Genomic DNA, 23,306 nt, shown 5'->3' with positions numbered 1-23,306 from the left:
CGAAGGTTAGTATATTTAAAAAAGAACATTCACCAAATCTACAAAGTCTTTTTCTTTTCCTCTTCATCCTTGCCATCAAATTTATTGTAGGCTTTGATGATGGATTTAACCAGGCGGTGCCTTACCACGTCTTCTTCATCCAGTTCGATATGCGCAATGCCATCGATATTCTTTAAGATACGTGTGGCTTTGAACAAACCGCTCTGCTGGTTCTTCGGCAGATCGATCTGCGAAGGGTCACCGGTGATGATGGCTTTTGCATTGGGCCCGATACGGGTGAGGAACATTTTTATCTGCAGGTCGTTGGTGTTCTGCGCTTCATCCAATATGATAAAAGCGTTATCCAGTGTACGGCCCCTCATGTATGCCAATGGTGCAATTTCGATAGTGCGTGTGGTCATATAATATCCCAACTTGTCGGCTGGTATCATATCATCCAGCGCATCATATAATGGCCTTAAATATGGATCGATCTTTTCTTTCAGATCGCCGGGTAAAAAGCCGAGGCTTTCACCTGCTTCCACAGCGGGCCTTGTAAGAATGATCTTTTTTACCTGTTTGTTTTTTAAAGCCCTTACCGCCAATGCAACAGCAGTATAGGTTTTACCGGTACCTGCAGGGCCAATGGCGAATACGATATCATTTTTATCGCATGCTTCCACCATTTTTTTCTGGTTGCTGGTACGTGCCCTTACTGTTTTGCCATTGGGGCCAAACACCAATACATCATTGGGGTTGCGATCCATGAAATTATCGATCACTCTTTCATCATCACCACCGAGTATCTGTTCAAAGTAATTGGCGCTCATGTGGCCATTACGTTCCAGGTACTGGAGTATCAGATCGATCTTTTCTTTTGCACCTTCAATTTGTTCGGGAGCGCCGCTTAATTTTATTTGTGTACCGCGGCTTAAGATTTTTAAGAGAGGAAATTTCTTTTTTAAGATGTCCAGTTTTCCGTTATTCACGCCAAAGAATTCAATGGGGTTAACGGTTTCGAGGTTAATGATGGTCTCTGTCAATGGTTTTCAATTTTACGCACTGTTTCTGTTGTTGTAAAAAATCCCAACCAAACATAGCAGCACTTTAATGAACAAATAAAATTCTGTTTGGTACTTCTAAACTTCCTTTTCAAATTTAACGAATATCAATTAACATTCAACAAATATACTTATCAACAGAATGTTAATTAATATAACATCACATCAATAGCCGTACCAATTTTTAAAGTGTATTGAATACTACTACAAAATGAGTAGACGCTTACTACAATGATCGTATCATCTATTGCGTAGGTTTTGTTTCCATCTGCTGGATGAACCAACCTTTTTTATTGATCCATAACCAGCGTGCAGTAAACTCACCTTTTACAGTTACAGTATCGCGGTTGTTTACTACATCTGTTTGATGATAGATACCATTTTGTGTAGCAGTATCTGCAATGATGTTTATTGAAGTGGTGGAGGAATGTTGTGATAATACCTGTACGTTCTTAAAAGAGGATAAAAATTTTTTTATCGAATCTCTTCCTGTTGCAATGTTGCCCAGCTTGCCATCTGCTGTAAATAATTTTGAAATAGCGTCTGCATCCAGGCGAAGAATGAGTGCATCATATTTTTGCATAGCAGCTTCCACTGATTCTGTATTGTGTTTGGCTGTATTGCAGCAAAGTAATACTGTACAGACGGAAAGCAATAGAGGATGTACAATTTTTAAGGAGGATGGCATCACTCAATATACATTAAATGCGGATGAATAAGAACCTTATACGATGCTTTTACATGAGTGGTATAATGTTGGTTGATCTGTTGCTTCGGCGCCAATAGAATTATACTTGCAGCTAATCTGTTAATCCATCACTTGTTGCAATAAATTTATTATCCCGCAGGTCAACAAGTGTTCCTTTGATGGTTTTGTATTTGCCTTTAATATCAATAGTTTTTCGGGTCTTCAGATCGGTCACTCTTATGCCGATACCCGTTTGGTTTCCCCTGGCATAATACTCATCGTAGATCACATACTTAAAGCCATTATTTGTAAAACTGACATAATTAAGGTCTATCCCTTCATTCTGGATACCACCGCCTCTCAAATAAAAAGCGTAAGTAAAATCTTTCCAACTCTTTTCAGTTTTACCGGGAAATTCCATTTCAGTTTTACCAGCACTGCCAAACCTGTAAATGATATACTGATCATTACTGTCTCTTGCAATCGTTACATGTTTTCCGCTTTTTGTATCAAAAGAAAAAATGAGCTTTTCGTTCTTCAATAAATTATCCTGGCTGTAAACAGTTGCCGTAAAAAATAAAATGAATATCGTAAAACTAAGTTTGCGCATACATATTAAAACCTTGCTACCAGTTTAAAATTCACCAGTCTCGGAGTTAAGCGGTTGGGGATGCTGTAAATATTATTGGCAAAATCTTTTATCAATTGATAAGAGATGGTATTAGGTCTGTCGATCAAATTAAATACTTCAAAGCTTGCCCAGATATTCTCAAAATCTTTAAAAGGACTGTGGCTGCGGCGTTCGCTTTTTTCGCTCAGCAATTGTGCACTGAAACCGATATCGATCCTTATGTACGGATCAATAATGAGGGCATTGCGGTATTTAACACTGTTGGGAATATTATAACTCATGTTGCTGCCATACAGCATATTCAGGTGCACTTTAAAATTTTTATTGGTGGGTAAATAGTCTTCAAGGTACAAACCAACTGTTATCAGCCGGTCGGTAGGACGGCGTACATAACCTACATTGTTCTTGACACTATCTACAGGTGTTTGATTGGTGCTGTGCGATGTAATGATCTCACCGGCTGCATTTTTATATTGATAATAATAATCGTTATCAAGATCTTCTTTTGTGCGCATAAAGCCAATACTCAGCCAGCTTTCAGCATCTTTCACCAGTTCGCCGAACAAGCGGGCTTCCACACCGGTGGCATAGGCTTTGGCATTGTTGTTACCTGCATAGCGGATCTTTACATTATCAATATCATATACATCCACATCTGTAAGTCCTTTATAATAGGCTTCAGTGGTCAGGCGGAATGGACGGTCCTCCAATCCTTTAAAATTATAATCCATGCCTGCCACCACCTGGTAACTTTTTTGTGCTTTTACTGCGGTGTTCAGGGTGCCGTCGTATTTTCTTAGTTCGCGGTAAAAAGGCGGCTGATCATAAATGCCCGCTGCAAACTTCAATACCACATCTTTCTTCCATTGTGGTTTAAAGCTTAGCTGCATGCGGGGGCTTATCAAAAATTCTTTATTCAGCGAATTATAATTGTAACGTACACCTGCCTGCAGGGTCACATCTTTTGATGCATTACCCAGGCGGATATTATCCTGTACATAACCACTGAATTTTTGTATGGAAAGATCCGCAGTGGAGTTAAGGAATTTGTACATGTTCAGGTTAGCACTGTTATAGGGTAATGAATAACCGGCGCTGTCCTGGTATTCCCATTCCCTTAATTTATCAGTAATGTTGGTTTGTTCAATGCTGTTGCCAAACTGTATAAAATGTTTGCCTTTATCCAGGCTGCCTTTCAGTGCTGCATTGTACACAGTAATGTCCAGTGAATTTCTTGCATAATTCTGGTAGTAACCTGCGCCCAGGGGATTAATGATCTGTCCGAATGTGCTGCTGGTATTATCAAAATCGCGGTCACCAAAAAGATAGGAACCGGCAATATCAAAATTTTCATTCTCTTTATCTTCAAAGCGGCTAAGCATCCACTTTAGTTTTAGTTTGCGGGTGGGATTATAAACCATGCTTAAACCCAGCAGGCTTGTTTTATAGCCATCCTGTTCCTTGCCTTCAAAATCAATATCCAGCCCGAGGTTAGCAGTAAAAAAAGGAGAGAATACAGAAGTTGTTTTTTGTGCTGATTGCGGAAAGAGGGTGAATTTTGTTACGGAGTAATTACCCAAAAATTCAAACTGTAATTTTTCGCTTGCTTTATAAGTGATAAAAGCCTGTATATCGGAAGAGGAGGGGATATACGACCCAACGGTTTCCTGGCTGCTCAATAAATTCTTATTGCTTTTGTTGCGGATGCCCAGCAGGTAAGTAACATTTTGTTTTTTGTTGGCGCCTTCCAGGCTCAGTCCCTGTTCCAGCAAACTGATGTAAGCAGTGCCGCCAAATGTTTTTGGTTTTTTATATTGAATGTCGAGCACGCTGCTCATTTTATCACCATATTTTGCCTGGAAACCGCCATTATAAAAATTTACATTCTTTGCCATTTCAGGATTGATAAAACTCAACCCTTCCTGCTGGCCGCTGCGTACAAGGTATGGACGGAAGATCTCAAAATCGTTGATGTAGATCAGGTTCTCATCGTAATTACCGCCGCGTACGCTGTATTGCGAGCTGAGTTCGTTATTGCTGCCCACCAATATTTTTATCAATCCTTCCACGCCGCCAATGGTACTGGGCAGGGTGAGTGCATTCTCGGGATTGATCTTGGCAAGGCCTGTTTCCCTGCGCTGGTTATCATCTGTTACCACTACCGCATCCAGTGTTTTACGACCCAGTTCCATTTGTATCACGGTTGTTTCTTCTTCATTATTGCTGAGGTAAAAATTCTTCTGTACATCTTTATAACCTGAAAAAGAAAACACCAATGCAAATGCTTTATCGGCCGGCACTTTAATTTTAAAATGGCCACTGTCGTCGGTCACCATTCCCGTTGATTTGCCCAGTATCACAACAGATACATGCTGCAGGGGTTTTTCATTTTCGTCCATTACCTTACCGGAAACAAAGGCGGTTTTCTTTTGGGCGGTTGCAGTTAAAAAAAGCAATGATAATATCAGCAGCGGAATGATTCTCATGCAGTGAAGATAAAATATTTTTATGGTTACCCGATATTGGCAGTTCTGCCGAAAGCGATACCGTTTATTTTTTTGTTAAATTTAACCCTTTAAAATTTTGCTGCAATATTATTAACGGTAATTAATATTTTTGAAAAAAATACATTTTATGAAGCGGATATTTTTTATGATCGGCATTTCGGCATTGATCGCTGCAGGCTGTAACAACAATGGGGCAAAGAATAAGGAAGAAGAAGCAAAGGTTGAGCCCACCAAGACCAACGAATTGCCCGATATGCTCACGGATGTACGCTCCACTAAAGATGTAAAAGTAATACTGGCGCAAAATTGGGAAAGTAAGGAAGATGCCCAGGAAGCTGAATTATCCGGCGGCAGCGCTACTTTTGATATGCCTTACCGTGGTTTTTCATTTTTTGCTGATGGCTCAGTGGTACAGAACCCTCGTGATAATATCCGCTTTGGTACCTGGGCGCTGGATGATGCCGGAAAGACGATCACTATTAATTATAAAGACGGTGGCAAGGCGCAGTACACGATCGATAATATTAATGCAAAGAACCTGGCGCTGACCAATACGGCAGATAAAAAGCAGATAGAATATAAGGCCGATGGTAAAGTGCAGAAGGATCCCAACAATAATCCGTTCTATGGAGCCAATAACCAATGGCGCATCAAACCATCAAAACCGGAAACTGATGCAGAGATCAAACAAAGAGTGCTGCAACACGTGGGCTTTTTCCATACTTTTTTAAACGATAATATTGTAAGAGGCGGTAACAGCATCACTTTTATGGGACTGCCCACTGTTTTTGTATGGTACAGCGGCGGCATATCTGTAATGCGGGAAGAAAAAGTAACAGACAAATGGATCAATTGCTTTTACAATAAAGAACAGGCATTAAAAGGCCAGCGCATGCTGGAAGACATCATTACCAAAAAATACAAATGGGATAAAGAGGAGACCAACTGGGTAAAAAAAGATGCCAATGTTGTAAAGCAGATCTACGACACCCTCAGTGCTGCTAAATAGCTTTTAATTGTGCAATGGTGGCAATGGGATCAGTCGCTTTAAAAACGGTATTGCCTGCTACCAGCACATCGGCGCCTGCATCAATTATAGATTTTGCATTGGCAACCGTTACGCCGCCATCAATTTCGATCTTTACGTTCAGCGAACGTTCATCGATCATTTTGCGCAGCTCCTTTATTTTAGTGAGTGTATAAGGAATGAATGACTGGCCGCCAAAACCGGGGTTCACGCTCATCATGCACACCTGGTCAATATCTGCTAAAATATCTTTTAAACTTTCCACCGGTGTATGAGGGTTGATGGCCACGCCTGCTTTCATGCCCAGCTCTTTTATCTGCTGGATATTGCGGTGCAGGTTGCGGCAGGCTTCAATATGCACGGTTAAATTATCGGCGCCGGCTTTTTTAAAAGCTTCTGTATATTTTTCGGGTTCCTCGATCATTAAATGCACATCACAAACCTTGGTGGTGGCTTTCCGGAAGAATTCGATAAGCATTGGTCCAAAACTGATATTGGGTACAAAACGTCCGTCCATTACATCCAGGTGAAACCAATCGGCCTGGCTTTCGTTCAGCATTTTGCACTCGGCTTCAAGGTTTAAAAAATTAGATGCTAAAAGGGAAGGAGCGATGATGGGCATTTGAGTTATGAGTTATGAGTTATGAGTTATGAGTTATGAGTTATGAGTTATGAGTTATGAGTTATGAGTTATGAGTTAACTTTTTTCGCCGCAAAGATAATTATAAAGCCACAATAGTAAAATAAACGCCTTGTACTTATAAACTTTGAACTTTCAACTATGAACTTTGCACTTTCAACTACTTAACCCCCAACCTTCCCATCGCTTCTTTTACTTCTACATAATCAGGATCGTAGAACAATGCCTTGCGGTAATTTTCTATAGCGTTGTTATTGTCTTTTAATTGTTCATAGTTTCTGCCCATCCAGTAATAACCTTCGGCAAAACTGTTTTGTAAAGTTGTGGCCCGATCAAATATGGCAATTGATTCCTGGTATTTGCCCAACTCAAATAGTGTAATACCTTTTTGCAGGTAGGCTGACATATAGGTGTAATCCAGTTTAAGGCAATTATCAAAAAAGCCAAGCGCTTTTTGTTTTTCGTTTATGGCACCGAAATAAATACCCTTTATCAATAAGGCTTCTTTATCGGCATTTGATTTTTTGGCCATCAGCAAAGCATCGGCCATGGCCAGCGCTGTATCATTTCTTTTAAAAGCGTACAATACACCCACCGACATGATGTATTGCGGATCGGGATATACTTCAATCGCTTTATTGTACGACCTGATAGCATTCAGTGTGTCTTCATCATACAAAAAGATCGTGGCTTTTTTATCCCACAATTCCACATCATTACTATCCACTTTTATAGCATTATCCACTTCCTTCATGGCAAGCTGCGATGATTGCAATTCTTCATAATATTTTATCAGCGCTTTCCGTAAAGGGATCGAATCCGGGTATTGGGTAACGGCATCTTTCAGCGCTTTTTCCTGTTCAGGCACCTGTAATTGGGTAACCGGCTCTTCTTTAGCCGCATTGTTGCAGGCTGTAATAAAAAATAAAGCGGAAAGGGAGAATAATAGTTGTTTCATAAATTATACTGCCGCAAAATTAAGCTGATACTTGTTAACGTCATGACATTTTTCTGACAATTAAAATTATCAGCTTTGTAACTTTGCCGCCTAAAATTACACGGATGAAAAGATTTGCCCTTGCAGCAACAGTATTACTGACCTTAACTATTATAATCAGTTCTTATAAGCCTAAAACCCCCACTCACCACTCACTACTCACTACTCACACTGACGATACCATCCATTTTCCCGGCGAAAAGCATTTTAAAAATGTGCAGCAGCTGACCTTTGGTGGTGATAACGCAGAGGCTTATTTTAGTTTTGATGGCAAGTGGATCATTTTTCAGCGTACCAATCCTAAAGAAGGCATTATGTGCGATGAAATGTTCATTGGTAAAGTGCCCGCTTATGGCGAAAAATTTGAACCAAGATTGATCAGCAGTGGCAAGGGCAGGACCACTTGCGGTTCTTTTTTAAAGGATGGCAAACACATTATTTACGCCAGCACACATTTAGGCGCAGATACCTGTCCGCCCGTACCAGACAGGAAGAAATATGGCAACAAATACATCTGGCCTTTATACGACAGCTACGATATTTTTATGGCCGACCTGAATGGTAAGATCGTAAAACAACTCACCAACAGCAAAGGCTACGATGCAGAAGCAACGGTATCTCCCGACGGTAAAAAGATCATCTACACCAGCGATAAAGACGGCGATATTGACCTGTACATCATGGACCTGAAAACCGGTAAAGAAAAAAGGGTGACCAATACATTGGGTTATGATGGCGGCGCCTGGTTCAGCCCCGATGGTAAAAAAATAATCTGGCGTGCCAGCCGCCCTAAAACAGCCGAAGAAATAAAAGAATACAAAGATTTTCTGGCTGAGAATTTAGTGGCACCCACCAATATGGAAGTATATATAGCTGATACCGATGGTAAAAATGTAAAACAGGTGACCAATTTTGGCAACGCCAACTGGGCACCGGCTTATTTACCCGACAGCAAACGCATCATATTTGCCAGCAATCACCAGAGCAAAAGAGGTTTTCCTTTCAACCTGTTTTTGATCAATGAAGATGGCACAGGACTAGAAAAAATTTCCGCTGAGAAATCCTTTGACGCATTTCCTATGTTTAGCCCCGATGGCAAAAAGATCATTTTTTGCAGCAACCGCAACAATGGTGGTACCAGGGATACCAACATTTTTATTGCAGATTGGGTGAACTAACTAAAACTGTTGGCATGATATTTTCGTAAAGAAAATAAAGCCATTCTTATGACCAAAGCCCTGAAATGTTGTGCAGCTGCATTAATTATTATTGCAGTAAACAACTCCTGCTCTAAAAAAGACGCTGTATCCGGCCTTACCGTTGGTAATACAGAAAATACCAAAGCCGTTGGCGCCTCTGCCAATGAATTGCTGAGTGCTACCAAGTACACTTCAGCGATCATTGAAATGCAATACATGCCCGGCTACCAGCCCGATGTTTCTTCTGTAAATAACCTGGTGAATTTTATTAACCTGCTGGCCAATAAACCCGGCGGCATTACCGTAGTGCAGAGTGCCATTGCATCCGGTGGTAAATCAGTTTATTCACTGGATGATGTGGCTGCTATTGAAAAGACCAACCGTACCAAATACAATTCCGGTACCCAGATAGCACTGAATTTTTTATACGTAGATGGCAATTACACCACGGATAATGTGTTGGGCTTTGCTTACCGCAATACTTCCATGTGCATCTTCGCAAAAAAAGTGGCGGATAATTCGGGTGGTATCGGGCAGGTGAGCCGCACCAAACTGGAGTCTACCATACTGGAACATGAAATGGGACATCTTTTAGGATTGGTTAACCTGGGATCGGCCATGCAGACAGCACATGAAGATGCAGCGAATGCAAAACATTGCAATAATTCCAATTGCCTGATGTATTATGAAGTGCAGACCACGGGTATCATGGGGCCTTTAATGAATGGTAATATACCTGCGCTGGATGCTAATTGCCGTGCCGACCTGCACGCCAATGGCGGCAAATAATTTACCGGCTGCCGAGTTCTATCACTTCGCAATCTTTCATTTCTTTTCCGTGGATATTAAAGCGGATCAATGTTCTTACTTTGTGCCAGCCATGCTTACCGGCAGCACCTGGATTCATATGCAGGCATTGCAATTGATCATCGTACATGATCTTTAGAATATGGCTGTGGCCACTGATGAAGAGTTGTGGCCGGTGCAATAATATTTCTTTTTTGGTTTCGGGATTATAACGCGGCGGATAGCCACCAATATGCCGCATCATTACTTTTACTTCCTCGCACATAAAAACCAATTGCTCGGGATATTCGCTCCGGATATCATTGCCGTCGATATTACCGTATACGCCTCTCAACATGGTCTGACGCCCCGTCTGACCATGTTGAGAGGCGTTGCTCATGATCAGACGGGACGTCAGATCATGAGCAACACCCTCCCCAAAATCGCCCGCATGCCATATCTCATCACAATGCTTAAAATGCTCAAAAACATTTTCATCCAGGTAGCCATGGGTATCTGATATCAATCCAATTCTTGTCATATTAATCAATAAGGTCAGCTGCTTGTAATTGTTCCAGTACCATCAGTGCGCCGGGCGCCTGGTTGGTCTCTTTCTTATATAATTCCACAGAGAAATAATGTAAAGCGGCAATTTCCGCAGAAGCAGCCGGTGCGATTTTTTTCTTCAGCAAAAAACAATCCTGCTCCATTATCACGCCTTCTTTTTCGCCATAGGCGGGTGCAGTGATATGCGTATAAAATTCAAGGTCTGCTGTATCAATAGTTACATTCATTTCCTCCAGCACTTCCCTGCATAAAGCGGCAGCAGCAGATTCGTGTGCATCAATTTTACCGCCCGGTAAATAATAGCATTGTTTATTGTTGCTGAATGCCAGCAGCAGCTTCCGGTGCTCGATATACAGCAATCCTGCACAGGGCAAAAATGTTGTTGCTGATTTGATGTTTTGATTCATTAACTTTAGGTGCGATTTTAAGCTATGCCATTCCACCGCAATTTTACATATTATATCGATAAGCGCAACTGGAAATATATTTTCCTCCTTGCCTCCCTGGAACTATGCCTTCTTTAATAATGATTGACCTTACAACTCATTATTAATTCTTAATTATTCATTATTAATTACAAAAAATGTCTCATTACTATAGTTTAGGAAAAATTCCTCACAAGCGCCATACCCAGTTCCGCAAGCCCGACGGCGGTTTGTACAGCGAACAGTTATTTTCAACGGAAGGTTTCAGCGATGATTATTCGCTGCTGTACCATTGCCATCCGCCCACACAGATCATTAAAACAGAACCGCAGGTGGATGTGAGTCCGCAGGTGGCAGAAGAAAAAATGCTCCAGCACCGTTGCTTCGAGGGATTCAATATTAAACCCGGCGGAGAGTTTTTAAAAAGCCGTATCCCTGTACTCGTGAACAACGATTGCCATATTGTACTGGCTGCACCGCAATCCGGCACCGGAGATTATTTTTATAAGAACACCGATGCGGATGAAATGATCTTTGTACACGAGGGGAGCGGTACCGTGCATACACAATATGGTGAACTGAGTTTCGGCTATGGCGATTATATTGTATTGCCCAGGGGTACTATTTATCAGATAGCATTCAATGACGACAAGAACCGCCTATTTATTGTGGAATCGTTTACGCCTTTACGTTACCCTAAAAGATACATGAGCAAATACGGGCAGCTAATGGAACATGCACCCTATTGCGAAAGGGATATGCGGCCACCTGCCAATTTAAAGACCATTGATGAAAAAGGCGATTTCCTTATTAAAGCTAAGAAGCGGGGAATGTTGTATGGACTGCATTATGGTACCCATCCTTTTGATGTAGTGGGCTGGGATGGTTGCTGTTATCCTTATATTTTTTCCATCCACGATTTTGAACCCATAACAGGTCGTGTGCACCAGCCACCACCCGTGCACCAGACCTTTGAGACCAATGCCTTCGTGGTTTGTTCCTTTGTGCCCCGCTTATTCGATTATCACCCCCAAGCCATACCGGCGCCTTATAATCACAGCAATATCGACAGTGATGAAGTGATCTATTACGTGGACGGTGATTTTATGAGCCGTAAAAATGTAACCAGGGGCATGATCACTTTGCATCCTGCAGGTATACCGCATGGTCCGCACCCCGGTGCTGTTGAAAAAAGTATTGGTGCGAAAGAAACCAAAGAACTGGCAGTGATGGTAGATACTTTCCGTCCGTTGATGCTCACCAAACAGGCGTTGGAAATAGAGAACGGTAATTATATCATGAGCTGGGCAGAATAAGAATAATCAATTCGATAAGGAGTATGGGGAATGAGGATGTGTATTTTTTCTCTGTGTCCTCTGCGTGCCATACTCCCCTTTTTTCATTTCCTTCCAGTCTCCCAAAACAACCTTTCAATAAAAAGAATTTGGCGAAGTAAAAAGATTATGTACTTTTGTTAACCATTTGGTTAAACTATATGGTTAAAAATAAAATAGATACCACTACAGAGCAAAAGATATTGGCTGCAGCACGAAAAGTGTTTACCAGCAAAGGAATGGCGGGTGCCCGTATGCAGGATATCGCTGATGAGGCCGGCATCAATAAAGCCATGCTGCATTACTATTTCAAGGATAAAGACAAATTGTTTGAAGTGATCTTTATGGAAGAGGCCAACAAGTTCTTTCCAAAAGTGAATATCATTTTTGAATCAGACGCACCGCTGTTTGAAAAGATAGCACTGTTTGTGAATGAATACATTGACGAGATGCTCGAAAACCCTTACCTGCCCTGGTTTATATTGAATGAAGTGAACAGGGATGCAGAGCAGTTTTTCGGCAAGTTGTGGAATATGAGCCACCGGCCTAAACCTATGAAATTGCTGGCACAGATCGAAAAAGAAATACAGAAAGGAACGATCAAGAAGATCAACCCCATACACCTGCTGCTGAATTTATTATCGATGACTATTTTTCCTTTTATAGCAAAGCCGATGATCACGAAGAACCTGCAGCTGAACGACAAGCAATTTGATGCAGTGATAGAACAGCGGCGAAAAGAGATACCAAAATTTATTATTGATTCAATAAAGAAATAAAGCGATGAAAAAGTTACTGCTGATAGTATTATCGTTGCCTGCTTTGCTCAAAGCGCAGCAACCGCTCAGCCTGGCGAAAGCTTATGAACTGGCGCAGCAAAACTATCCATTGATCAAACAAAGGGAATTGCTGAAACAAACCACCAATATCAATATCGATAATTTAAGTAAGGGGTTTTTGCCGCAATTCAGTATCAGTGCGCAGGCAACTTACCAGTCGCAGGTTACAAAGATCGATGTGCCCATTCCCGGTGTAAATATCAGTTCTCCTTCTAAAGATCAATATAAAGTACTGGCTGATGTGAACCAACTGGTATATGATGGCGGCGTTACTAAAGAACAAAAAAATCTGCAGCACCTGAATGAAGATGCAGAGCAGCAAAAAGTGGAAGTGGAGTTGTATAAATTAAAAGAAAGGATCAACCAGTTATTTCTCAGCGTTCTATATTTTGATGAACAGCTGAAACAGGCGGGCCTGGTAAAAACCGACCTGGAAAATGGCATCAAAAAAACAGAAGCGCAGCTGGCCAATGGAACTGCATTCCGCTCCTCAGTAAATGTATTGAAAGCAGAGTTGCTGAAGAACGACCAACGGGCCATCGAGATCAAAGCCTCCCGGAAGGGATTAACAGATGTGCTGGGTTTGTTTATTAATCAAACATTACCGGAAGATGCACAGTTGGAAAAACCAGTAGCACCTGGAGGAATGACGAGTGATATAGATCGACCCGAATTGAAATTGTACAGCACACAGGAAAAACTATTGGGAGGCCAATACAAACTCATCGATTCGAAAAATAAACCGAAAGCAAGCCTCTTTGCACAGGGAGGTTACGGAAGGCCGGGCTTGAATTTCCTGGATAATGATTTTTCTTTCTTTTATACCACCGGCGTTCGTTTGAACTGGAATTTTGGCGGACTCTACACGCAGAAAAAAGAAAAACAACTGATCGATATCAATAAAAAATCCATAGGTATACAGAAAGAAACTTTTTTACTCAACACCAATACCGCATTAAAACAACAGGAATCGGAAGTGAGTAAGCTGCAGCAACTGATCGCAAAGGATAACGAGATCATTGCATTGCGGTTGAGTGTAAAAGAAGCTGCTAAAGCGCAACTGGAGAACGGTGTGATAACCGCCAACGATTACCTGCGGGAAGTAAATGCGGAAGACCAGTCGAGGCAATCGCTGATAACACACCAGGTGCAGTTGTTGCAGGCGCAGATCAATTACCAAAATATTTCAGGAAAACAATAAAATATTTTTATGAAACATATAAATACTCTCACCATTGCTTTTTTATGCCTTGCTTTTTCGGCCTGTAAAAACAACGAAAGCAACGCAGACGCAACCGGTACTTTTGAAGCGGATGAAACGGTGGTATCGTCTGAACTGCCGGGTAAATTATTGTCCTTTCGTGTGGAGGAAGGCATGCTGATACCCAAAGATTCTGTTGTAGGTACCGTGGACGCAAAAAATATTTCGTTGCAGCAGGAGCAGGTGGAAGCCAGTATAAAAGCGCTCGGCGAAAAAACTTCTAATGTGCAGCCGCAGGTACAGCTGCTGCAGAACCAGCTGGCAGTGCAGCAATCGCAATTAACCACATTGCAGCATGAAAAAACAAGAACAGAGAATTTATTGAAAGCAGATGCAGCCACCGGAAAGCAACTGGACGACATCAATGCGCAGATCGATGTAGCCAAAAAACAGATCGAAGTAACACAGCAGCAGATCAATGTACAGTTAAATAATACTGCTACACAAAACCGGGGTATTTTAAGTGAGGCCGATCCGCTGAAAAAAAGAGTGGCACAATTGCAGGACCAGGTGCAGAAGGCGAATATCATAAATCCCCTAACCGGTACCGTTATTACCAAATATGCTGAGGAAGGAGAAATGGCGGCTTCCGGGAAAGCACTTTATAAAATTGCCGATCTATCATCCTTGAATTTAAGGGCTTATATCACCGGTCTGCAACTGCCGCAGGTAAAGCTGGGACAAACCGTGAAAGTGCTGATTGATGATGGTGCAAAAAAGTACAAAGAATATAGCGGTAATATTACCTGGATATCTGATAAGGCAGAATTTACCCCCAAGACCATTCAAACAAAAGAAGAAAGGGCGAACCTGGTATACGCCATAAAAATAAAAGTAAAGAACGACGGCTATCTTAAAATAGGCATGTACGGCGAAGTGAAATTTTAAAACATGAACGCAATCGTTGCTGAAAATATCATCAAGACCTACGGGAAGAAAAAAGAGGTGACCGCATTGAATAATGTTTCATTCAACGTGGCGCAGGGAGAATTGTTTGGCATCATCGGGCCTGATGGTGCTGGAAAAACATCCCTATTCCGTATACTCACGACTTTGCTGCTTGCAGACAGTGGCAAGGCCAGCGTAGATGATTTTGATGTGGTGAAGGATTATAAAGCCATCCGCCAAAGGGTAGGCTATATGCCCGGTAAATTTTCTTTATACCCCGATCTTTCAGTAGAAGAGAATCTGAATTTTTTTGCTACCATTTTCAATACCAGCATTGAAGAAAATTACGACCTGGTAAAAGATATCTACGTACAGATAGAACCATTTAAAAAAAGAAAAGCAGGGAAATTATCTGGTGGTATGAAACAAAAACTGGCATTGTGTTGCGCACTCATTCACCGGCCTTCTGTATTGTTTTTAGATGAACCCACTACCGGTGTGGATGCGGTTTCAAGAAAAGAATTCTGGGAAATGCTGAAAGGACTGAAACAACAGGGCATCACAATTTTGGTGTCTACTCCATACATGGATGAAGCCGACCTCTGCGATCGTGTGGCTTTGATACAGGGCGGGCAATTGCTTTCTATCAATACGCCACAGGGCATTGTGAACGATTTTTCAAAGCCACTCTTTGCAGTAAAGTCTGCTAAAATGCTGCAATTGCTGAATGAATTAAAGGCAAAAGATTTTGTAGAAGATATTTATCCATTCGGCGAATACCATCATGCAGTGATGAAAAACGAAACGGGCAAACAGGCATTGCAGGCATTTATCAGCGAACATGCAGCGGAAAATATTATTGCCCAGGAAGTGATGCCCAATATTGAGGACTGCTTTATTGCATTAATGAAAAATTAAAATGAACAGCACTAAAGTCATAACGGCAAACCAGCTTACCAAACGCTTTGGCGATTTTGTTGCGGTGGACCATATCAGTTTTGAAGTGGCCAAAGGAGAAATATTTGGCTTTTTGGGTGCTAATGGTGCAGGCAAGACGACAGCCATGCGTATGCTCTGTGGTTTATCAATGCCTACTTCCGGTGAGGCTACTGTTGCAGGACTGGATGTGTACAAAGCCAACGAAAAAATAAAGCGCAGCATCGGTTATATGAGCCAGAAATTTTCTTTATACGATGATCTTACAGTAAAAGAGAATATGCAGTTCTATGGCGGCATTTATGGCAAAAGCAAAGCGTTCATAAAAGATAAAACTATTTCGATCATTGATCAGCTGCATTTGCAAAAAGAAGCCGACACATTAGTGGGTTCGCTGCCATTGGGCTGGAAACAGAAGCTGGCATTTTCGGTGGCGATATTCCATGAACCGGAAATAGTTTTTTTAGATGAACCCACCGGCGGCGTTGATCCCGTAACGAGAAGGGAATTCTGGAATATGATATATGAAGCATCTGATAAAGGCATTACGGTATTTGTTACCACGCATTATATGGATGAAGCAGAATATTGCAACCGGGTAAGTATTATGGTGGATGGAAGGATTGATGCACTGGATACACCATCGCAGTTAAAAATAAATTACAATGCCGCTTCTATGGATGAAGTGTTCCTGAAGCTTGCAAGAAAAGCCAAGAGAAGCGATCAATAGCTAATAGCTGCTGGCCGTTAGCTATTAGCTAAAAAGTACTATATGAAAAATTATAAAGAATTAATCGTCTGGCAAAAGAGTATTGAACTGGTAAAGAAAATATACCTATTGGTAAAGCAATTTCCGCCGGAAGAAAAATATGGCCTGGTTTCACAAATTACCCGTGCTGCAGTTTCAATACCGGCAAATATTGCTGAAGGAAGCAGCAGGAACAGTGATAAAGATTATGCCAGGTTTTTGCAAATATCATTAGGTTCTGCATTTGAAGTGCAAACATATTTGGTTATTGCAAAAGAAATGAAACTGACAAAAGTACAGGATATTGAAGCGTTGGATATAATACTGGAAGAAGTAATAAAGATGATACACGCATTCATAAAAAGGCTGCTGATAGCAAAAAGCTAATAGCTATCAGCCAGTAGCCAAAAGCTCATCACCATGAAACAGTTCTTCGCATTTGTAAAAAAAGAATTCTTCCATATCGGGAGGGATAAAAGCACGCTGTTTATTTTGCTGTGCATGCCCGTGGTGCAGATCGTGATATTTGGTTTTGCTTTAACGAATGAAGTAAAAAATGCCAAGATCGCTGTGCTGGACAATGCACACGACGTTGCATCAACAGGATTGATCGCCGAACTGAATGCCAGCCGCTATTTTGATGTGGAGAAGAACCTCGTTAGTTACAACCAGGTGCAGGAAGAATTTAAAAAAGGTAACGCCAAACTTGCTATCATCTTTCCTGCGAATTTTAGCGAAGACCTGCAGCATTTCAATAAAGCCCAGGTGCAGCTGATCGCCGATGCATCCGATCCTAATGTGGCCAATACATTGACCAATTATGCGTCGTCGATCATCATGGATTATCAAAAACGCATTACACAAAACCGTTCATTGCCGTATACCATCAATACAGAATTGAAGATGCTGTACAACCCGCAATTGAAAGGTGCTTTTAATTTTGTACCGGGTGTAATGGCAATGGTATTATTACTGGTTTGTACCATGATGACGGCCATTACCATTGTAAAAGAAAAAGAAATGGGTACCATGGAGATCATGCTGGTGTCGCCTATGCGGCCACAAATAGTGGTGCTGGCAAAGGCAGTGCCTTATTTATTGTTATCAGTTGTAAATATCACCACCATTTTATTGCTGAGCGTATTTGCGCTGGAAATGCCCATCAATGGCAATATTTTTTTACTGGTGTTTGAAAGTATTTTATTCACGCTCGTATCATTGTCGTTGGGATTATTGATATCATCCGGTGCAGGCTTCGCAACAGACTGCTATGTTCATTTCTTTAGTAGCCTTGTTCCTGCCTACCATCATGCTCAGCGGATTTATGTTCCCGATAGAAAATATGCCGCTGCCGTTACGCACTGTTTCCAACATCGTTCCGGCAAAATGGTATTACAGCATTGTAAAATCGGTAATGATCAAAGGGCTGGGTTTAAAAGCTATCTGGAAAGAAACATTGATACTTACAGGCATGATGATCTTCTTTTTAACGATGGCCATTAAGAAATTTAAAATCCGTTTGGCATGAGAACGATCCGATTTTTATTGCAGAAGGAATTCCGCCAGATATTCCGCGATCCGGGTATCCTGCGCATCATTCTTATCATGCCGGTGATACAGTTGATCGTGTTGCCCTGGGCTGCCGATTACGAAGTAAAGAATATTAAACTGGCTGTGGTGGATAACGATCATTCCGAATATTCAAGAAAGCTGGTAAATAAAATAACTGCATCAGGTTATTTTATGCTTACCGATTATTCATCCTCTTACAATACTGCATTGCGACAAATAGAAGCTGACAAAGCCGATATCGTATTGCAGGTACCCCAGCAGTTTGAAAAAGAACTGGTAAAAGAAAATGAAGCAAAATTATTTTTGGCCATCAATGCTATCAACGGCGTAAAAGCCAGCCTGGGCGGGGCTTATCTCGGTAGTATCATAAAAGATTATAACCAGCAGGTAAGAACGGAATGGGTGCAATTCCCCCGCTTCAATCCCGAAACGCAGATCGATATTGCTTCTTCCAACTGGTACAATCCTTTGATGAATTATAAATATTTTATGGTGCCGGGCATACTGGTGATACTATTGACCATGGTAGGGATGAATCTCGCAGCACTCAATATTGTAAAGGAAAAAGAGATCGGCACCATTGAGCAGATCAATGTTACGCCCATTAAAAAATATCATTTTATCCTTGGTAAATTAATTCCTTTCTGGCTGCTCGGTTTATTAGTGCTTACTATCGGGCTTACCATTTCAAGAGTATTTTATGGCATCATTCCCGCAGGGCATTTTATTACCATTTATATTTTTGCAGCCGTGTACCTGTTAGCGGTATTGGGTCTTGGGTTGCTATTGTCCACCTATTCTGCCAACCAGCAACAGGCCATGCTGATCTCCTTTTTTATCATGATGATCTTTATCCTGCTGGGCGGTCTTTATACTTCTATCGACAGCATGCCCGAATGGGCCAAATGGATCACCCGCTTTAACCCGGTATCTTATTTTATTGAAGTGATGCGCATGGTGGTTTTAAAAGGCAGCTCGCTCGCCGATATCAAATACCAGCTGTTCGCCATGCTGGGCTTTGCCGTGGTCTTCAACGGGTGGGCGGTATTAAGTTATCGTAAACGGAGTTGATTTTTTGTCAGAAATTCCTTAAATTGGATGAATAAAAAAAACTTGCTATGATAAAATTTAATGAAATTAAAGTAGGTGATTACCTTATTGCCGATAACGACGGCGACAAAAAACAGGGAGAAGTAACAGGCCTTAACCACAACGAAAAACAGGTTTGTGTAAACACCGGCGCACAGGATTTCTGGTACGAAACAGAGCAGCTCAGCGCCATTCCATTAGATGAAAGCCAGTTGCTGAAATTAAAATTCCACAAACAACAAAATGACGACGGCACTGTAAAGTACATGAAGGGCGCTTTCAGGATGTTGCTGCCGGTACAAAATGATTTTTCAAGATTTGAGATCTGGTACCGCGATGAAAGAAGGCATATCGTGCAACCCTTATCACTGCACCAGTTACAAAATCATTTTTACGAAATGACCAAAGTGCACCTGAACGACGAAACTTTTGATTAACAGTTTTAGAATATAAAAAGAGCGCTCCCGGTTTATTGGGGGCGCTTTTTTTATGGCCCATTTCATACTCCAAAACAGATCGAACACAATGGTAAATATCCGTAGTATGGCCCTGTAGTTTACGGGGTAAAAGCACGCTTAAAAATGTCATTAAAAAGTAAAAGAACCCTATTTTCTGATAGATATCCACATCCCGGTAATTTATGGCAATAACTCAAATAACAAAACGTTGTCAAATAAGACCAAATCCTGCCCTGAATGAAGAAACTTTACCTAACGGTATTTTACTTTTTTATATTAACGGTTACTTTCCTTCTCCCGAAGCTTGCTTTTTCACAAACCTGTATACCGTTAACAGTAAGTTATACCACTACAGAATCAAGATGTGCTGCCACCGGTATGGTGCAGATCAATGCGTCGGGAGGCTCAGGCACCTATCAATACAAGGCTACGGGCCCTGTGGCAACCAATTATACATCCAGTACACTCATAACGGGTTTATCAGCAGGCCGGTACCTGATAACCATCAAGGACGTTGTTACCAATTGTGTATACGCCACCGATAGTATCACCATTGATGGTAATTACCAGGCGCCCAGTTTTAGCATGGTATCTACAGATGTTACCTGTATCAATGGTGCTGATGGTACTATCACAGTAACAGGCCAGTCATTCGGCCGTGCACCGTTCCTGTACAAGATCATTGCGCCTTCTGCATCGGGTGTGGGTACCACTAATACAACGGGTGCATTTACCGGCCTTATCAGTGGTAACTACCTGATACAGCTAACCGATTCCTGCGGCGCCATTCAAACCCGTAATGTGATCATACAGAATTACGACTGGTGGATCAACACTTACACGGTATCGAAATTTAATTGCGATAGTATACTGGTTACGATCAATCTTAAAGACAGCAGGGGCAATGTTACTCCCAGCACTGTATTTAATGGTTATACTTATGGTGCATCCATCAATCCCGGTGATACCAGCTGGTACAGCACAAATGTGTTCAAATATTTTATCGGCAAAAAGCGCAGCGTGAAATTATTTGTAAAAGATAATTGCGGCAATATCAAATCGGTTACGTGGACAGATCCGAATATCCCGAGAGTGGATGCAACGGTGCAGATCAGCAACCAGGCCTGTTCCACTTTTACGGCAACCATTACCGGGCAGGCTAATCTCACCAATCCGCAGTTTTGTATTTATGATAGTGCAAAGAACCTGCTCAGCTGCAACAGCACCGGTGTGTTTACTTTATTGCCTTACGGAACTTATTGTATTGATATAAGGGATAACTGCTATGATACTACCATCAGCCGTTGCTTTACTGTAAGAAGACCTTTGCCAACAGCTGCAGCCAATGTAGTGTTCAATACTTATTGTAAAACTTTTACTGCAACCGTAACCGGTCAGGCCAACCTGAATAATCCTAATTACTGCATCTATGATTCCGTAGGTACACAAATGTATTGTAATACCACCGGCGTGTTCCCGAATCTTGACTATGGTAGTTACTGTATAAAAATATTCAACGATCCCGGTTGTTATGATACCACCATTGTAAGATGCTTCACCGTACGCAAACCAATGCCATCAGCAGGATTGAATGTCACCATCAGTAATATGACCTGTACTACTTTTACAGCATCGGTAACGGATACTGCCAATCTTAACAACCCGCAGTTTTGCCTGTACACTGCAGCGCATGTGTTGATCATTTGCAATACCACAGGCGTGTTCAATAACCTGCCTTATGGTTCTTATTGCATAGATATTGCCAACAATCCAAGTTGTTACGATACCACCATCACCCGTTGCTTTACCGTTAACCGCCCGGTACCATCTGTTGGCGCAACAGTATCGGTAAGCAATAAAACCTGTTCCACTTTTACAGCTACAATAACCGGGCAGGTAAATATCAACAACCCGCAATACTGTATTTACGATGCCGCCAATGTGCAGTTAAGTTGCAATACCACCGGCGTGTTCACCAACCTGCCATTTGGCACTTACTGTATCACATTACAGAATGATCCTGCCTGCTACGATACATTGATCAAGCGCTGCTTTACGGTAGCGAAAACTCCGGCAACAGTAACCTTGTCAGCAAAAAAATCATGCGTTACTATTGGCACCACCGATATAAAAGTTACTATCACATCCGGCATACCGGTTTACCTGCTGGAACTGTATTCGCCTGCGGGAGTTTTAATACAGTCGATCACCACCAGCGCCACCAGCGCCACTTTTTCCAGTGTGCCGCCGGTGGCCGCAACCGTACAGAAATATAAGATCGTGATCACCGACCAGTGCGGCACAAAAGACTCTGCATTTGTAGCACCGGTAGTGAGCGTGCTCAATGACATCTTCACAGTTACACCCAAATGTCCGTCGGGTGTATGGCCCAATGGATCTGCAGACGTGTTGGTAGACCTTACCGATAATAATATCGGCGGTAATATTGTGCCTAAAATAATCAAGAAGAATGGCGTGGCAGTTACCATCAATGCCTCATCCATAGCAGGGTATAAATACACTTTCCTTGACCTGGGACCCGCCGTATATATTTTTGATACCTATGTGGAAAACTGTACCAAGCATATTTATGATACAGTACGGGTGAAGGAATATGTTTTCCCTATTCTTTCCGGTACACATGCTTATCAATGCGATAATAACACATTTAGTGTAGGCGTTCACGTTGTTGGTGGTGTGGGCCCTTATACTTACGAGATCATCGGCAGTGTGCCTGCTTCGCCCAGCATTGTTACACCACCACAGTCCAGCCCGATATTCTCTATCAATACGGGTACCGCTTATTCGCTGATACGGTTAAGGGTGGTGGATGGCTGCGGTAATGCCAGCCTGTATGATGTGAGCGTATTGCCGCTGGCCAACTTCCTGGTGTTTGCTGATACCCTGGAATGCTTCAACCATGCCCTTACATTAAGAGTGGATTCGATGGCGCATGCCGATTATACCTGGTATAAAAGAATTGACCCCAACGATAGTATTGTGGTGGGTACCGGCCCCAGCTTGTATTTCCCGAACCTTACACCAGCCGATACGGGCAGGTATTTCTGTAAGATCGTGGTGAATGGCGGATGCCTTACCAAGTATGCCAATTATGTGCTTACGGGTTTCTGTGGTTTTATTCTAGCAGGCGATGATATTACCCTCGTGGGCAATAAAGAATCCGGCGGTAACCGCCTGTACTGGAACCTCAATATCAATGATATTAAGGAATACAGTCTTGAAAAAAGTAGTAATAACCGGGATTATAAAACCATTGCAGTTACATCACTGCCGGCGTGTAGTTACCTGGACAAGGACTTTATCACCGGTAATAATTATTACCGGCTTAAACTTACCAATTCCAATAACAAAGTGCGTTACAGTAATGCTGTGGTGATCAAAAACGGCGAATCAGATATCAGCGTATATCCGAACCCGGTAGAGCATGTGCTGTTCATTGCTGTAAAGAGCAGCATTGCAAAGAATTACCTGATAGAGATAAAGAACATGACAGGCCAGCAGGTATATTCTAAAATATATACCAACGTGCAGAACCAGGTAATTACCTGCCCGAGAACTGCTGCCAGCGGAAGCGGTGTTTATACGCTGCTGGTAACCGACCTGCAGACAAAAGAGCGTCAGGCCATTAAGATCGTGTTCAAATAGCGCCGGAA

22 protein-coding genes and 1 pseudogene are annotated in these 23,306 nt (G+C 41.9%); 15 read left to right on the top strand and 8 right to left on the bottom strand.

The genetic code is table 11. From position 1 onward, the window contains the following. Window positions 1-38: 38 nt before the first annotated feature. From QM738_RS15705 to QM738_RS15690, 4 genes are all read right to left on the bottom strand, one after another. Window positions 39-1,022 (bottom strand): PhoH family protein, encoded by a 984-nt coding sequence (locus QM738_RS15705; RefSeq protein ID WP_462277677.1) that lies wholly within the window; start codon window positions 1,020-1,022, stop codon window positions 39-41. A gap of 262 nt (window positions 1,023-1,284) precedes the next feature. Beyond that, window positions 1,285-1,635 (bottom strand): nuclear transport factor 2 family protein, encoded by a 351-nt coding sequence (locus tag QM738_RS15700; RefSeq protein ID WP_462277676.1) that lies wholly within the window; start codon window positions 1,633-1,635, stop codon window positions 1,285-1,287. A 205-nt stretch (window positions 1,636-1,840) separates the two neighbouring features. Next, window positions 1,841-2,338 (bottom strand): hypothetical protein, encoded by a 498-nt coding sequence (locus tag QM738_RS15695; RefSeq protein ID WP_462277675.1) that lies wholly within the window; start codon window positions 2,336-2,338, stop codon window positions 1,841-1,843. A 5-nt stretch (window positions 2,339-2,343) separates the two neighbouring features. Next, on the bottom strand, window positions 2,344-4,845 hold the full coding sequence (locus QM738_RS15690; RefSeq protein ID WP_462277674.1) for a TonB-dependent receptor: 2,502 nt from the start codon (window positions 4,843-4,845) through the stop codon (window positions 2,344-2,346). A 148-nt stretch (window positions 4,846-4,993) separates the two neighbouring features. On the opposite strand from QM738_RS15690, the gene QM738_RS15685 reads away from it, so the two are divergent. Beyond that, window positions 4,994-5,875 carry a hypothetical protein gene (locus tag QM738_RS15685; RefSeq protein ID WP_462277673.1) on the top strand — a complete coding sequence of 294 codons (882 nt, stop codon included), beginning with the start codon at window positions 4,994-4,996 and terminating at the stop codon, window positions 5,873-5,875. On the opposite strand, the gene rpe is transcribed toward QM738_RS15685, so the two are convergent. Together rpe and QM738_RS15675 are read right to left on the bottom strand one after the other, a co-directional pair. Next, window positions 5,868-6,515: a ribulose-phosphate 3-epimerase gene (gene rpe / locus QM738_RS15680; RefSeq protein WP_462277672.1), complete on the bottom strand. Its 648-nt coding sequence runs from the start codon at window positions 6,513-6,515 to the stop codon at window positions 5,868-5,870. The genes QM738_RS15685 and rpe overlap by 8 nt on opposite strands. Before the next feature lie 178 nt (window positions 6,516-6,693). Then, window positions 6,694-7,491, bottom strand: a complete 798-nt coding sequence (locus QM738_RS15675; RefSeq protein ID WP_462277671.1) for a tetratricopeptide repeat protein — start codon at window positions 7,489-7,491, stop codon at window positions 6,694-6,696. A 104-nt stretch (window positions 7,492-7,595) separates the two neighbouring features. On the opposite strand from QM738_RS15675, the gene QM738_RS15670 reads away from it, so the two are divergent. Both QM738_RS15670 and QM738_RS15665 read left to right on the top strand, forming a co-directional pair. Next, a complete protein-coding gene (locus tag QM738_RS15670) occupies window positions 7,596-8,708 on the top strand; it encodes a TolB family protein (protein ID WP_462277670.1) in 1,113 nt (370 codons plus the stop codon). 48 nt (window positions 8,709-8,756) lie between these two features. Then, window positions 8,757-9,518: a M12 family metallo-peptidase gene (locus tag QM738_RS15665; protein ID WP_462277669.1), complete on the top strand. Its 762-nt coding sequence runs from the start codon at window positions 8,757-8,759 to the stop codon at window positions 9,516-9,518. A 1-nt stretch (window position 9,519) separates the two neighbouring features. On the opposite strand, the gene QM738_RS15660 is transcribed toward QM738_RS15665, so the two are convergent. Further along, on the bottom strand, window positions 9,520-10,056 hold the full coding sequence (locus tag QM738_RS15660; RefSeq protein ID WP_462277668.1) for a metallophosphoesterase family protein: 537 nt from the start codon (window positions 10,054-10,056) through the stop codon (window positions 9,520-9,522). A 1-nt stretch (window position 10,057) separates the two neighbouring features. Continuing rightward, on the bottom strand, window positions 10,058-10,489 hold the full coding sequence (locus QM738_RS15655) for an NUDIX hydrolase (RefSeq protein ID WP_462277667.1): 432 nt from the start codon (window positions 10,487-10,489) through the stop codon (window positions 10,058-10,060). 176 nt (window positions 10,490-10,665) lie between these two features. Between QM738_RS15655 and QM738_RS15650 the strand changes: the two genes are divergently transcribed. The 12 genes and pseudogenes from QM738_RS15650 to QM738_RS15595 all read left to right on the top strand — a co-directional run bounded on the left by QM738_RS15650 (window position 10,666) and on the right by QM738_RS15595 (window position 23,298). Beyond that, window positions 10,666-11,823 (top strand): homogentisate 1,2-dioxygenase, encoded by a 1,158-nt coding sequence (locus tag QM738_RS15650; protein WP_462277666.1) that lies wholly within the window; start codon window positions 10,666-10,668, stop codon window positions 11,821-11,823. Between the two features lie 179 nt (window positions 11,824-12,002). After that, the gene (locus QM738_RS15645) at window positions 12,003-12,620 is read left to right on the top strand and encodes a TetR/AcrR family transcriptional regulator (RefSeq protein ID WP_462277665.1); all 618 of its coding nucleotides are present in this window, start codon (window positions 12,003-12,005) and stop codon (window positions 12,618-12,620) included. 4 nt (window positions 12,621-12,624) lie between these two features. After that, a complete protein-coding gene (locus tag QM738_RS15640; protein ID WP_462277664.1) occupies window positions 12,625-13,881 on the top strand; it encodes a TolC family protein in 1,257 nt (418 codons plus the stop codon). Between the two features lie 9 nt (window positions 13,882-13,890). Beyond that, a complete protein-coding gene (locus QM738_RS15635) occupies window positions 13,891-14,829 on the top strand; it encodes an HlyD family secretion protein (protein ID WP_462277663.1) in 939 nt (312 codons plus the stop codon). Between the two features lie 3 nt (window positions 14,830-14,832). After that, the gene (locus QM738_RS15630; protein ID WP_462277662.1) at window positions 14,833-15,747 is read left to right on the top strand and encodes an ABC transporter ATP-binding protein; all 915 of its coding nucleotides are present in this window, start codon (window positions 14,833-14,835) and stop codon (window positions 15,745-15,747) included. 1 nt (window position 15,748) lies between these two features. Then, complete coding sequence (locus QM738_RS15625) at window positions 15,749-16,495, top strand: ABC transporter ATP-binding protein (protein WP_462277661.1); 747 nt, start codon at window positions 15,749-15,751, stop codon at window positions 16,493-16,495. Between the two features lie 42 nt (window positions 16,496-16,537). Next, window positions 16,538-16,900, top strand: a complete 363-nt coding sequence (locus QM738_RS15620; RefSeq protein ID WP_462277660.1) for a four helix bundle protein — start codon at window positions 16,538-16,540, stop codon at window positions 16,898-16,900. Between the two features lie 33 nt (window positions 16,901-16,933). Continuing rightward, window positions 16,934-17,713 (top strand): annotated as a pseudogene (locus QM738_RS15615) (ABC transporter permease); the annotation flags it as partial. 70 nt (window positions 17,714-17,783) lie between these two features. Beyond that, the gene (locus QM738_RS15610; protein ID WP_462277659.1) at window positions 17,784-18,041 is read left to right on the top strand and encodes an ABC transporter permease; all 258 of its coding nucleotides are present in this window, start codon (window positions 17,784-17,786) and stop codon (window positions 18,039-18,041) included. Continuing rightward, window positions 18,038-19,156, top strand: coding sequence for an ABC transporter permease (locus tag QM738_RS15605; RefSeq protein ID WP_462277658.1), 1,119 nt, complete (start codon window positions 18,038-18,040; stop codon window positions 19,154-19,156). The genes QM738_RS15610 and QM738_RS15605 overlap by 4 nt, the downstream gene beginning before the upstream one ends. A gap of 47 nt (window positions 19,157-19,203) precedes the next feature. Then, window positions 19,204-19,611: a hypothetical protein gene (locus tag QM738_RS15600; RefSeq protein ID WP_462277657.1), complete on the top strand. Its 408-nt coding sequence runs from the start codon at window positions 19,204-19,206 to the stop codon at window positions 19,609-19,611. Window positions 19,612-19,869: 258 nt separating this feature from the next. Continuing rightward, window positions 19,870-23,298, top strand: coding sequence for a T9SS type A sorting domain-containing protein (locus QM738_RS15595; protein ID WP_462277656.1), 3,429 nt, complete (start codon window positions 19,870-19,872; stop codon window positions 23,296-23,298). The last annotated feature ends 8 nt before the right edge of the window (window positions 23,299-23,306 follow it).

Source organism: Ferruginibacter sp. (genome assembly GCF_049840995.1).
GTDB lineage: Bacteria > Bacteroidota > Bacteroidia > Chitinophagales > Chitinophagaceae > Ferruginibacter.
Note: the sequence above shows the minus strand (reverse complement) of the source record. Positions and strands in the feature narration are given on the sequence as shown.